Source organism: Nocardia sp. NPDC055053, assembly GCF_053608285.1.
This window is the reverse complement of record NZ_JBSGVD010000030.1, coordinates 41,157-53,094: the sequence shown is the minus strand read 5'-3', so window position 1 is coordinate 53,094 and position 11,938 is coordinate 41,157. Positions and strand designations below refer to the sequence as shown.

14 protein-coding genes are annotated in these 11,938 nt (G+C 66.9%); 5 read left to right on the top strand and 9 right to left on the bottom strand.

All coding sequences use genetic code 11. The features are described 5' to 3' along the window. Positions 1–228 precede the first annotated feature (228 nt). The 5 genes from sigM to ACWF82_RS25990 all read left to right on the top strand — a co-directional run bounded on the left by sigM (position 229) and on the right by ACWF82_RS25990 (position 4,382). Positions 229–786 carry an RNA polymerase sigma factor SigM gene (sigM, locus tag ACWF82_RS26010; RefSeq protein ID WP_452505272.1) on the top strand — a complete coding sequence of 186 codons (558 nt, stop codon included), beginning with the start codon at positions 229–231 and terminating at the stop codon, positions 784–786. An 84-nt stretch (positions 787–870) separates the two neighbouring features. Then, positions 871–1,611, top strand: a complete 741-nt coding sequence (locus ACWF82_RS26005; RefSeq protein ID WP_452505224.1) for a hypothetical protein — start codon at positions 871–873, stop codon at positions 1,609–1,611. 98 nt (positions 1,612–1,709) lie between these two features. Then, entirely contained in the window at positions 1,710–2,696 is a 987-nt protein-coding gene (trxB, locus tag ACWF82_RS26000; protein WP_452505222.1) for a thioredoxin-disulfide reductase, read from the top strand. A gap of 40 nt (positions 2,697–2,736) precedes the next feature. Then, entirely contained in the window at positions 2,737–3,069 is a 333-nt protein-coding gene (gene trxA, locus ACWF82_RS25995; protein WP_452505220.1) for a thioredoxin, read from the top strand. Positions 3,070–3,188: 119 nt separating this feature from the next. After that, positions 3,189–4,382, top strand: a complete 1,194-nt coding sequence (locus tag ACWF82_RS25990; protein WP_452505218.1) for a peptidoglycan-binding protein — start codon at positions 3,189–3,191, stop codon at positions 4,380–4,382. A 142-nt stretch (positions 4,383–4,524) separates the two neighbouring features. On the opposite strand, the gene ACWF82_RS25985 is transcribed toward ACWF82_RS25990, so the two are convergent. From ACWF82_RS25985 to rpmH, 9 genes are all read right to left on the bottom strand, one after another. Next, a complete protein-coding gene (locus ACWF82_RS25985; protein ID WP_452505216.1) occupies positions 4,525–5,250 on the bottom strand; it encodes a GNAT family N-acetyltransferase in 726 nt (241 codons plus the stop codon). Between the two features lie 106 nt (positions 5,251–5,356). Beyond that, positions 5,357–6,385, bottom strand: a complete 1,029-nt coding sequence (locus tag ACWF82_RS25980; protein ID WP_452505214.1) for a ParB/RepB/Spo0J family partition protein — start codon at positions 6,383–6,385, stop codon at positions 5,357–5,359. A gap of 31 nt (positions 6,386–6,416) precedes the next feature. Next, positions 6,417–7,412 (bottom strand): ParA family protein, encoded by a 996-nt coding sequence (locus ACWF82_RS25975; RefSeq protein WP_378851843.1) that lies wholly within the window; start codon positions 7,410–7,412, stop codon positions 6,417–6,419. Positions 7,413–8,035: 623 nt separating this feature from the next. Continuing rightward, on the bottom strand, positions 8,036–8,785 hold the full coding sequence (gene rsmG, locus ACWF82_RS25970; protein ID WP_452505212.1) for a 16S rRNA (guanine(527)-N(7))-methyltransferase RsmG: 750 nt from the start codon (positions 8,783–8,785) through the stop codon (positions 8,036–8,038). Positions 8,786–8,874: 89 nt separating this feature from the next. Further along, the gene (locus ACWF82_RS25965) at positions 8,875–9,408 is read right to left on the bottom strand and encodes a Jag family protein (protein WP_452505210.1); all 534 of its coding nucleotides are present in this window, start codon (positions 9,406–9,408) and stop codon (positions 8,875–8,877) included. A gap of 24 nt (positions 9,409–9,432) precedes the next feature. Continuing rightward, entirely contained in the window at positions 9,433–10,509 is a 1,077-nt protein-coding gene (yidC, locus tag ACWF82_RS25960; protein ID WP_452505208.1) for a membrane protein insertase YidC, read from the bottom strand. 4 nt (positions 10,510–10,513) lie between these two features. Continuing rightward, positions 10,514–10,813, bottom strand: a complete 300-nt coding sequence (gene yidD, locus ACWF82_RS25955) for a membrane protein insertion efficiency factor YidD (RefSeq protein WP_189031758.1) — start codon at positions 10,811–10,813, stop codon at positions 10,514–10,516. Continuing rightward, on the bottom strand, positions 10,810–11,229 hold the full coding sequence (gene rnpA / locus ACWF82_RS25950; protein ID WP_452505206.1) for a ribonuclease P protein component: 420 nt from the start codon (positions 11,227–11,229) through the stop codon (positions 10,810–10,812). Before rnpA ends, yidD begins: the two co-directional genes overlap by 4 nt. A gap of 22 nt (positions 11,230–11,251) precedes the next feature. Next, positions 11,252–11,395 carry a 50S ribosomal protein L34 gene (rpmH, locus tag ACWF82_RS25945; RefSeq protein WP_071932098.1) on the bottom strand — a complete coding sequence of 48 codons (144 nt, stop codon included), beginning with the start codon at positions 11,393–11,395 and terminating at the stop codon, positions 11,252–11,254. Positions 11,396–11,938 lie beyond the last annotated feature (543 nt).

The following is an 11,938-nucleotide window of genomic DNA, read 5'->3' as shown; positions in this document are numbered from 1 at the left end:
TTATCGACGGTATGATCGCCCCGCGCTCTCGGCAGGGAGCTACCCAGGGTCTGTCGACGTCGATCCTGGACGCCGCGTTGTAATCAGGTGATGGATCGGCCTCGTTCGCCGACGTGAAGTCGCCGTAATGAGCGCTGTCCAAGGGGTCAGGTGTCGCCGGAAGTCAACGAGCAGGTCCGCGGGGGGAGAACGCGGCAGGTCGCCGCATACCGCGACCGCTCGTTCCTCCTGGAGAACGGCAGCGACAAGCAACTGCTGGCCGCCCATGTCCGTGGCGAGCCGCACGCGTTCGCCGAACTGCTGCGCAGGCACAAGGACCATCTGTGGCAGACCGCCCTGCGCACCTCCTACAGCCGCGAGGACGCCGCCGACTCGCTGCAGGACGCCCTGCTGTCCGCGCACCGCACCGCGAACTCGTTCCGGGCCGAGGCCGAGGTGCGCAGCTGGCTGCACGCCATCGTCGTCAACGCCTGCCTGGACCGGATCCGCCGCAACAAGACCCGTCGTGCGATATCGATCACGCCCGACGTCATGCCGGAGGCGGTCGACCCGCGCGACGAGTTCGCCGAGTTCGAACTGTCGACCGTGGTCGAGGAGGCACTGTTCACGCTGCCGGAGGACCAGCGGCTCGCCCTGGTCATGGTCGAAATGGAGGGGCGCAGCGTGTCCGAAACGGCCGCCTTGCTCGGGGTGGCGGAGGGCACTATCAAGAGCCGATGCTCCCGAGCGCGCGTACGTTTGCAAGAACGTTTGGACTTTTTCCGGGATCCGGGGAACCGGATCTAGTCCGGATGCGTCATTAACAGTGACGAACAAGTCAGCGATGTAAATCCTGCGATCCGATATCGACAGAACAGGGGAGGTGCGAGGGTGTCTCGATCCGTGCCGCAGCCTCCGTTCCCGTCGGAACTGCTGGCCGATCTGCATGCCGACAATCTCGCGCCGGAATTGCGCGAGCAACTGTGGCCGACCGTCAGCACCGACCCAGACGCGCTGCGCTACCTGAATCAGCTCGACGAGGTGAACGCTCACCTCCGCAGGCTCGGCGACGACGAGCGGGTCATGCACCGCATGCCCGACGACGTCGCCGACCGCATGTTCCGTTTCGTCGCCGAACTGGACGCGGGCGACGGTCCTACCGAACGTTTGACGCCGCCGGAGCTACCGGCCGAACCACCGGTCTCCCTAGCGCGGTACCGCGCCCGTCGCCGGATCGGCCTGCTGGCCGCGGCCGCAGCAACGGTGGCCGTCCTGGCCGGCGCAGGCGCGGTCGTCAGCACGCTCGACACCACCGACGGCACGCCGACCGCGGCGCAGTTCACCGAACCGGCCACCCCGGGCGACGAACTCACCACCGCGGCCGCGCTCAGCGCACTGGGCAAGCGCGAGGTCCGCGGTCCGCTGGCCGACGACGCGGCACTGACCCGCTGCGTCCAGGCCAACGGCATCGACCGCGCTGTCCTCGGTGCGTCGAGCATCACCTTCCGCGGCTCCGACGCGGTCCTGGTGCTCGTCGTCGGGCCGGAGCCCCCGACCATTACCGCGCTGGTCGTCGGCGCGGGCTGCACCGCGGGCGCACCCCAACAGCTAGCACTACGCGATATCGGCTGACGCTGCCGCTTCCCGGGCAGCGCCGTAACACCGGGAACAACACCGTTTAGGCTGTTGTTGACCGACACGTCCCCAGCTTGTCTTTTCGGAAGGGCCCCATGAGCACGCCAGTTCGCGACCTGATCATCGTCGGCTCAGGACCCGCCGGCTACACGGCAGCCGTCTACGCCGCTCGCGCGGAACTACAGCCCCTCGTCTTCGAGGGCACCCAGTTCGGTGGCGCCCTGATGACCACCACCGAGGTGGAGAACTTCCCCGGTTTCCGCGAAGGCATCATGGGTCCCGACCTGATGGAGCAGATGCGCGAGCAGGCCAAGCGTTTCGGCGCCGACCTGCGCACCGAGGACGTCGACGCGATCGACCTGTCCGGCCCGATCAAGAAGGTGACCGTCGGCGACGAGACCTTCGAGGCCTACGCCATCGTCCTCGCCATGGGCTCGGCCGCCCGCTACCTGCACGTGCCGGGTGAGCAGGAGCTGCTCGGCCGCGGCGTGAGCGCCTGCGCCACCTGCGACGGCTTCTTCTTCAAGGGCCAGGACATCGTGGTCGTCGGCGGCGGCGACTCGGCCATGGAGGAAGCGACCTTCCTCACCAAGTTCGCGGCCAGCGTCACCGTCGTGCACCGTCGCGAGGAGTTCCGCGCCTCGCGGATCATGCTCGAGCGCGCCAAGGCCAACGAGAAGATCAAGTTCCGGCTCAACGCCGAAGTGGTGAAGGTCAACGGCGAGAACAGCGTGTCGAGCCTCACCCTGCGCGACACCCGCACCGGCGAGGAGTCCGAACTCGCCGCGACCGGCCTGTTCGTCGCCATCGGCCACGACCCGCGCAGCGAGCTGGTCAAGGGCCAGGTCGCGCTCGACAGTGAAGGCTATGTGCAGGTGAGCGAGCCGGGCACCGCCACCGACGTGGCCGGCGTCTTCGCCGCGGGCGACCTGGTCGACCACACCTACCGGCAGGCGATCACCGCCGCCGGCACCGGCTGCCGCGCCGCGATCGACGCCGAGCGCTGGCTCGCCGAGCAGGGCGATATCACCGCCAACACGCTCGACAACGCCGACGGCCCGGCAGCGGTGTCCACCAACTGATTTCGAGCACGTCGAGTTCCACCCAGCAAGGAGTACACCCATGGCCGAGAGCGCCAACACCATCACCGTCACCGACCAGTCCTTCGCCGATGACGTCCTGCTCAGCGAGAAGCCGGTGCTGGTCGACTTCTGGGCAGACTGGTGCGGTCCGTGCAAGATGGTCGCCCCCGTGCTGGAGGAGATCGCGGGCACTCACGCCGACAAGCTGACGATCGCCAAGCTCGACACCGAGGCCAACCCCGGCACCGCCCGCGACTACAAGATCCTGTCCCTGCCGACGATGATCCTGTTCCAGGGCGGCAAGCCCGTGAAGCAGATCGTCGGCGCCAAGGGCAAGGCCGCGCTGCTGCGTGAACTCGACGGCTTGATCTGACAAAAGCACGTCCGACCGGCCGACGCGCCGTAGGATGCCTGGACCCGGGGATTCCCGCAAAGCGCCCCGGGTCTGAGACAATCGAGGCGACGCTCCGGTCGAAGAAAGGGCTCTCACGCATGCACCGACTTCGTCACGGCGATTCAGGACCAGCCGTCGCAGAGGTTCGGAGCACCCTCGCAAGCCTCGGCTTCCTGCATCCCCAGCACGGCGACTACTGGAAGGACACCGACGCGGAGTTCGACCGCCCGCTCGACTCGGCGGTACGCGCGTTCCAGCAGCAGCGCGGTCTGCTCGTCGACGGGGTCGTCGGTCCGGCGACCTACCGCGCGCTGAAGGAAGCCTCCTACCGCCTGGGTGCCCGCACGCTGATCTACCAGCTGTCCGCGCCGCTCTACGGTGACGACGTGGCCACCCTGCAGCGCAAGCTGCAGGACCTCGGCTTCTACGTGCACCGGGTCGACGGCTACTTCGGCCCGCACACCCACGACGGGCTCAGCGCGTTCCAGCGCGAGATCGGCCTGTCCGCCGACGGCATCTGCGGGCCCGACACGTTGCGTTCGCTGGATCTGCTCGGCGCGCGCGTCACCGGCGGCAACCCGCACCGCATCGCCGAGGAAGAGGTGGTGCACCGGGCCGGTCCGCAGCTCACCGGAAAGCGGATCGTCATCGATCCCGGATTCGGCGGCGCCGACAAGGGATTCGCGGTGCCCACCGAGTTCGGCGACGTCTACGAGTCGGAGATCCTCTGGGATCTGGCTTCCCGGCTCGAGGGCCGGATGGCCGCCACCGGCATGGAGACGTTCCTGTCCCGGCCGTGGGGCGCCAACCCCACCGATGCCGAACGCGCGGACACCTCCAACGCCTTCGATGCCGACCTGATGATCTCGCTGCGCTGCGCCACCAGCGACAACCCGTCCGCCAAGGGCGTCGCCGGCTTCTACTTCGGCAACTCGCACGGCTCGGTCTCGATGATCGGGCAGGTGCTGGCCGGCTTCATCCAGCGCGAGGTGGTCGCCCGTACCTCGGTGCAGGACTGCCGGACTCATCAGCGCACCTGGGATCTGCTGCGGCTCACCAAGATGCCGACGGTCCAGGTCGATCTCGGCTACCTCACCAACGAATACGACGCCTCGGTGCTCGCCAACCCGCGCATGCGCGACGTGATCGCCGAAGCCATCCTCATCTCGGTGAAGCGGCTGTACCTGCTCGGCCAGGACGACCAGCCCACCGGCACGTACACCTTCGCCGAACTCCTCGCCGAAGAGCTCGCCGCCGCCGAGTCGGGCAACGTAACCGTGCCACGCGTCTGACGTTTCAGAACGCAAACGGCCCCGCGGATTCACCATTCCGCGGGGCCGTTCCACTGATCTCGCGACTACATGGGTAACTCACCGGGAACGGGCCGACGTGCCCCCAGGCTCACCGCCGGCCGCGTCGCCACACACTGCGCACCTAAGTCTGGCCCAAAGTCACGGGGAGGCGGATCTGCGCCGCGGCGAGCAGCTGGTCGAGGGCGCGCTCGACGTCTTCCTTCCAGCCGTGGTCGGAATCCAGTTCCAGGCGCAGCCGGGGGAAGCGGTGATGCGGGGCCACCACTTCGAAACCGACCTCGGTGAGGAAATCGGCGTCGATCATGCAGGTTTCGGGGGTGCAGTGGGTCGCGGCGGCCGGATCCCGCAGCGGCGCCGCGATCCGTTCCATCAACCGCATCGACGATCCGAGACCGCGATCGGCTACCGAGCTGCTCGCCGGACCGTTGCGAATGCCGAACGCCTCGATCGCGCGCACGCCGCGACGCACCAGATCGGCCACCACGCCCTGAATCAGCCGATGGGCTACATCGGCCTCCTCGTAGGGGAATTCGGCCTGCAGCGTGGTCAGCAGGACCGCGTCCGGGCTCACGGGGGAGGTGGGGAACAGGGTCGACCGCGGTACCGCACTCGGGGGCGAGTACAGCGCGCAGCCTGCGATGTTCTTGTCGACATGCGCCAGCTGACCGCACGAGCCCCATTCGAGCATCACGGTCGAGAGCCAGGCTTCCTTCTCGAAGACCGGATCGCTGAAGGCGTGGGAGTCGGCAGCGACGGCTGGATCGAGCTCCCAGAACACACACCGCCGGGTGTGCGCCGGGAGCTGATCGAGTCGATCGAGAGTCAAGGCTGTGACGCTGGTCGACACCGCTCTGCTCAGCCTCCAGCTGTCCGATTCATCCACGCTCACGCCACATCACTATCCACAGTAATGCCGCCTCTTTCAATTATGTAGAAAGACTGGGAGTGCCCCGTCACAGTGACGTTTCAGGGCTGGCTTGCTCCATCAGCGCCACAATGCGCTCGAGATCTTCGACGGAACCGAACTCGACAACGATCTTGCCTTTGCGCTTTCCGAGGCTGACCGTGACCCGGGTGTCGTAGGACCCCGACAACCGCTCGGCCACTTCCTGCAGACCCGGCATGTGGATCGGCTTACGTTTCGGGGCCGGGGGAGCGACCTCCGACGGGTTGCGGTTCGCGAGCGTCACCGCTTCCTCGGTCGCCCGCACCGACAGTCCCTCGGCGACGATCCGCGCCGCTAGCACTTCCTGCGCGTCGGGACCGGCATCCAAACCGAGCAGCGCCCTGGCGTGGCCGGCCGAGAGCACTCCGGCGGCCACTCGACGCTGCACCGGAATCGGCAGCTTCAGCAGTCGGATCATATTCGTCACCACCGGCCGGGAGCGACCGATTCGCGTGGCCAATTCCTCGTGGGTGACGTCGAATTCCTCGAGCAGCTGCTGATAGGCGGCGGCCTCTTCGAGGGGGTTCAGCTGCACGCGGTGGATGTTCTCCAGCAGTGCGTCGCGCAGCATCGCACCGTCGTCGGTGTCGCGGATGATCGCGGGGATCGTCGCCAGGCCGGCTTCCTGGCACGCGCGCCAACGGCGCTCGCCCATGACCAACTGGAACTTGTCGACGCCCGGTTCGATGCGCCGCACCACGATCGGCTGCATCAGGCCGAACTCGCGGATCGAGTGCACCAGCTCCGCCAGTGCCTCTTCCTCGAAGACCTGACGCGGCTGCTTCGGGTTCGGCTCGATCTGCTCGGCGGGCACCTCGCGGTAGACCGCGCCGCCGGGGGAGACGAGGTCTTCCTCGGGTTCGGGTTCGGCATCCGGAACGCGATGCAGGAACGCCTCGGCCGGCTGCGGGCCGATCGGGTTGATCCCGATCACGCTCGCCGCGGCACTGCTGAGACCCGGCGCCGTCGCTGCCGGACCTGTCGGGATCAGTGCGGCCAAGCCGCGCCCGAGACCGCCCTTTTTCGCCTGACTCATCGGCTACCGATCCCTTCCTCGTTCCAACTCACTACGACGCGTCCTGGCGGAGCTGGGCGCGGGCGGCGAGCTCGCGCCCAGCGTCCAGGTAGCTCATCGCGCCGCGGGAGCCTGGATCATAATCGAGCACGGTCATGCCGTAGCCCGGCGCCTCCGAGACCTTCACGCTGCGCGGGATCATCGACTTGAGCACGACGTCGCCGAAATGGTTACGCACTTCCTCCGCCACCTGGTCGGCCAGTTTGGTGCGGCCGTCGTACATCGTCAGTAGCACGGTCGAGACGTGGAGTTCGGGATTGAGGTGCGCCTGCACCAGCCCGATATTGCGGAGCAGCTGCCCGACGCCCTCCAGTGCGTAGTACTCACACTGGATCGGGATCAGCACTTCCTTGGCCGCCACGAGCGCGTTGACCGTGAGCAGGCCGAGGGAGGGCGGGCAGTCGATCAGGACGTAATCGATGTCGTAACCGGCGATGGCCGCCTCGTGGATCGCGGTCTTCAGGCGCCCTTCCCTGGCCACCATGGAGACCAGTTCGATCTCGGCGCCGGCGAGGTCGATCGTCGCCGGAACGCACAGCAGCCGTTCGCTGTGCGGGCTCTGCTGGATCGCGTCCTTCACGGCGACTTCGCCGATCAACAGCTCGTAGCTGGAGGGGACCCCGGAGTGATGCGCGACGCCCAGCGCCGTACTCGCATTGCCCTGCGGATCGAGATCGACGACAAGCACCGTCATACCCTGGTGCGCTAGTGCCGCAGCGAGATTGACCGTCGTCGTGGTTTTACCCACGCCGCCCTTCTGGTTGGCGATGGTGATGATCCGTTGCTCGCGGGGTTTCGGCACAGTGACCTTTCCTGGATGCAGAATCTGGCTGGCGCGTTGCGCTTCCGCCGCGATCGGGGTCTCGGCCGGGGAGATATTCCCGAAAGGAGTGTTCCCGAACGTCTCCGCGTCGAAGCTGCTGGAATCCAGCATCCCCGGGACCCGCGACGCTGTTTCCCGTGAAACATTCGCCGGACCGCTCGACATAGACTGCTCCTAACCCGAGAAACTCAGATCACGTACTCCCGACCGAGCGTCGGCGCCGTGTCATCACAAACAAGTTCGGGGGCGTCCGGCCACATCCGCGGTGGCTCCCGGCGCGCACGCCCGACTGTGAACAGCTTGCCAGCCCCGCGACAGTTAGGAAAGCTGAATCGCGGCACGCCGGGAAGGACACACCCAAAGTCGCGCAAATCGGTGCCCCGAGCGATGTTTCACGGGAAACACCGGGGAGCACGCGTGTCGAAATCAGGCGGGGGATCAGTCCTTCCAGCCCTACCCTCTAACCGTGACGCCATCCGCCAGAACCGGCGTCGGTCGGCGAAGCTGAACCCTCCGACCAGCATCCGCTCCGGCCACCGTGAGCCATCGCAGCGACGCCAGGGGCGCACCGGCATGTGCGCGCGAAACCGTCAGCACAACTGGACAACCCGAGCAGCCGAAATCATGGAACCTTGCCGCACCCGAGTTCCACGTGAAACATGCGAGGGGGAGTGGATTGCGGCACTCCTCCGGAACTCTCGGAATTCGGTCCGATTCGGCCGCAGGTAAAACCCTCGGCCCATTTCGTCACGTTACGAAATCGAATGGCCGCCTTGCCGATAGACGAATCAGACCGATCCACCGCCACGGCGCTTCTTCTCCGCGCCAGCCGCCTTCCGGCCCGCTCGACGAGTCGGGCGTTCGGCGCGGGGGAGTAGTTCGGCACTGATCACGAGAGTCGGGACTTCGACGATCCCGGCGCCGCAGCCGACGACGCGGAGATCGGTGGCTCCGTCGCGAATCAATTCGGCGCCATCACGTTCGAGTTCCTCGGCGGCACTCGTTCCCTTGAGGGCGAGCATCCGGCCGTGGTCGCGGAGCAGGGGGAGCGACCAGTGCGCGAGCTTCGCGAGCGGAGCCACCGCCCGCGAGGTGACGACATCCGCACCGCCGGCCTCCTTGATGACACCGGACTGCTCGGCGCGGCCACGAACGACAGTGACGTTCTTCAGCCCGATCTCGTCGACGAACTCGCTCAGAAAGACCGTGCGGCGCAGCAGCGGTTCCACGAGAGTGATGCGGAGATCCGGCCGGGCGATGGCCAGCGGAATACCGGGAAGTCCGGCGCCACTGCCGATGTCGACCACGGCCGCGCCCTCCTCGATCAGTTCGCCGACCACGGCGCAGTTGAGGATGTGACGCTCCCAGAGGCGGGGGACTTCACGCGGGCCGATGAGGCCGCGTTCCACGCCGGCGGTGGCCAGCGCCGCGCAGTAGCGGCGGGCGAGGTCCAGGCGGTCGCCGAACACCCGCGCGGCGGCGGCGGGCGGTTCCAGCTCGGCGGACAGCGCACCCAGTTCTCGTTCCACGTGAAACATCCTTCCGAGTGGTGGTCAAACGCAAGAGGACATGAATAAGGCCCCCGGTCCGAGACCGGAGGCCCTTTCATGGTCGCGGCGGTGTCAGCCTACTCGGGCACTACCACCACATGGCGATTCGGCTCGACACCTTCGCTCTCGCTCGCCACGCCCTCGATATCGGCGACGGCGTCGTGCACGATCTTGCGCTCGAACGGAGTCATCGCGGACAGCGCCTCGGGCTTGCCCGACTCGAGCACCCGCTTCGCGGCGGCGACGCCGAGCTCGCTCAGATCGGCGCGACGCTGCGCGCGCCAGCCGGCCACATCCAGCATCAGGCGGCTGCGAACGCCGGTCGCCTGCTGCACGGCCAGCCGGGTCAGCTCCTGCAGCGCGTCGAGGACTTCACCGTTGCGTCCGACGAGCTTGGTCAGATCGCGGCCGCCGTCGATGCTCACGACGGCGCGGTCGCCCTCGACATCGAGGTCGATATCGCCGTCGAAGTCGAGCACGTCCAGCAGTTGCTCGAGGTAGTCGCCCGCGATCTCGCCCTCTTCGATCAACGCTTCTTCGGCGTCGTTCACGACGTCAACAGTCGTCCCCACAGTGGCGTCCCCTCCGTCGGTCTCGGTCTCAACAGTCATTGGATTCCTCTATCTGATCGCCACTCAGCGCTTACGCTTCTGGTTCGCTCGGCCACGGTTACCCGGCCGCTGCTGCCCACCGGGCCTGCGCTTACCGCCACCCTGCTTGGCGGTCTGCTTGGCGGTGCCGTTGGACGCGGCGGTGCCGTTGGTCGACTGTGTGTCCTCGGCCGGGGCGTCCTGTTTCTTGCGGACGTCGACCGGCTTGGCGCCGGGCTTCGGCGCGTTCTGCGCGCGCAGCTCCAGCTTCTTCGCCTTCTTCTCTTGCTCTTCCTTGTCCATCCGGCCGAACACCAGGTGCTGCTGACCATAGGTCCAGATGTTGTTGGCCACCCAGTAGATCAGGATGCCGATCATCAGGAAGGGGCCACCGACCATCACGCCGAGCGGGAAGACCCACAGCGACAGCTTGTTCATGATCGCGGCCTGCGGGTTGGCTTTGGCTTCCTCAGTCTGCCGGTCCACCGAAGCGCGGGCGTTGAAGTGGGTCGCCAGGCCGGCGATCACCATCAGTGGAATCGCGACGAGCGCGATACTCAGCCTGGTCGGCGTGCCACCCCACTCGGCGAAGGCTTCCAGCTCACTCTGCGGCGCGGTGATGAAGGCTGCGATCGGCGCACCGAAGATACGGGCGCTCAGGAACGACTGGACGTCGGCCGCGCTGAAGATGTAGTTCGGGGTGTGCGCGTTTTCGTACGCGGACATCCCCAGCTGCCCGAAACCGTGGCCGGTGCGGTTGAACGACCGCAGCACGTGGAAGAGACCCAGGAACACCGGCACCTGCACCAGGACCGGCAGGCAACCCATCAGCGGGTTGAAGCCGTGTTCCTTCTGCAGCTTCTGCATCTCCCGCGCCATGGTCTCGCGGTCGTTCTTGTACTTCTTCTGCAGCTCCTTGATCTGGGGCTGCAGTTCCTGCATCTGCTTGGTGGTGCGAACCTGCTTGACGAACGGCTTGTAGAGCACGAGCCGCAGCGTGAAGACCAGGAAGACGATGGCGAGGGCCCAGGTGAGCCCACTGTCCGCTCCGAACACGAAGCCGAAGGCTTTGTGCCAGAACCACAGAATCGCGGATACCGGCCAATAGATGATGTCGAGCACGGCTCTAGGTACTCCCGTCGTTCGTATCGCCGATCAGCGCGGGCGATGACTTTGTGCAGGCATTCGACCCGCGCTCTGGCACGGGATCCCACCCTCCAGGGTGCCAGGGTGCGCATTTGGCGAGGCGCACGGCCGTCAGTGCCGACCCGACGAGCAGTCCGCGGGTGCGCAGGGCGGTCACCGCGTACTCGCTGCAGGTGGGAGTGAACCGGCAGATCGGCATCCGGGTGGGGGAGACATAGGTCCGGTACAGCTCGATCAGGAAGATCAGCGCGTTCGCGGGGAGCCTGGTGAGGGTCCTCATCGCCGCTCACCGGCCGGGGTGCGACCGAGCGCGGGCGCCGGCGCGGTACGCAAACCGAGCTTGCGTAGGCCGGAGCGCAGCTGGCGCAGCAACTCGGCGGAGTCGGCGGTAGCCGCGCCGGGCAGCGCCCGGATCACGACATCGGTACCGGCGGGCAGTTCGTCGACGACCTGGGCGCACATATGACGCAGGCGGCGGGCCACCCGGTGGCGAACCACCGCGTTTCCCACCGCCTTGCTCACAATCAGCCCGAACCGCGGACCGCCTACCCGGATCAGGGAATCGACGTCGGCGACATCGTCGTACGTGTGCGTAAGCGCGTGTACGACGAGATCTCGCCTCCCGATTCGCTGACCGCGGCGCACCGTGCGGGAGAATTCGGCACGGTGGTGCAACCGATACGGCTCAGGCAACACCCGAGCGTCCGACTACGCGCGATCAGGCAGTCAGTTCGGAACGGCCCTTACGGCGACGCGCCGAAACGATGGCGCGACCCGCACGGGTACGCATCCGGAGGCGGAAGCCGTGCACGCGCGCCCGACGACGGTTGTTCGGCTGGAACGTCCGCTTGCCCTTGGCCACGGTCAACACTCCTCGAGTTGGTGGGCACCGTTCGGCGCCCGAAGTTCTGTTCAATGATTCGGATGTCTGCGCAGCGGACCGCGGTCTACACGCAGAAAGCCTTGGCGATCGACGTGCAGCACACAGCCGCCACCGCGCCAAGGGGTGACTGTACGAGGGTACTGATACCGCTACGCAGGGTCAAACTCGGCCCCCAGGCCCGTGCGCCAGGCACGTTGTCCAGGTTACCGGACCCCGATCGGTGGACCCGAGCTGGGCCGACCTGGCGCGACACGCCCGGGACGCACTGACGCAGCCGCGGACTTTTCGTGAGTTCTTCCACACCTCTGGCCTTCTGCGGCGGGGGCGGCTAACCTCTGTAGCCGGGGGATTGCTGAAGAACCGCAGGTCCAGCCCCGTTCACTGCCACACACTGGCAGATTCCCTCTATCCCCAGGTTTGTCCACATCTGTGGATAATTGTGTGGAAAGACGGCCGGAGTGGCATATTCGTAGGGCCGACGGTGCCCGCGCCGCACTCGGAGATTCTGGGACCGCACGGCGT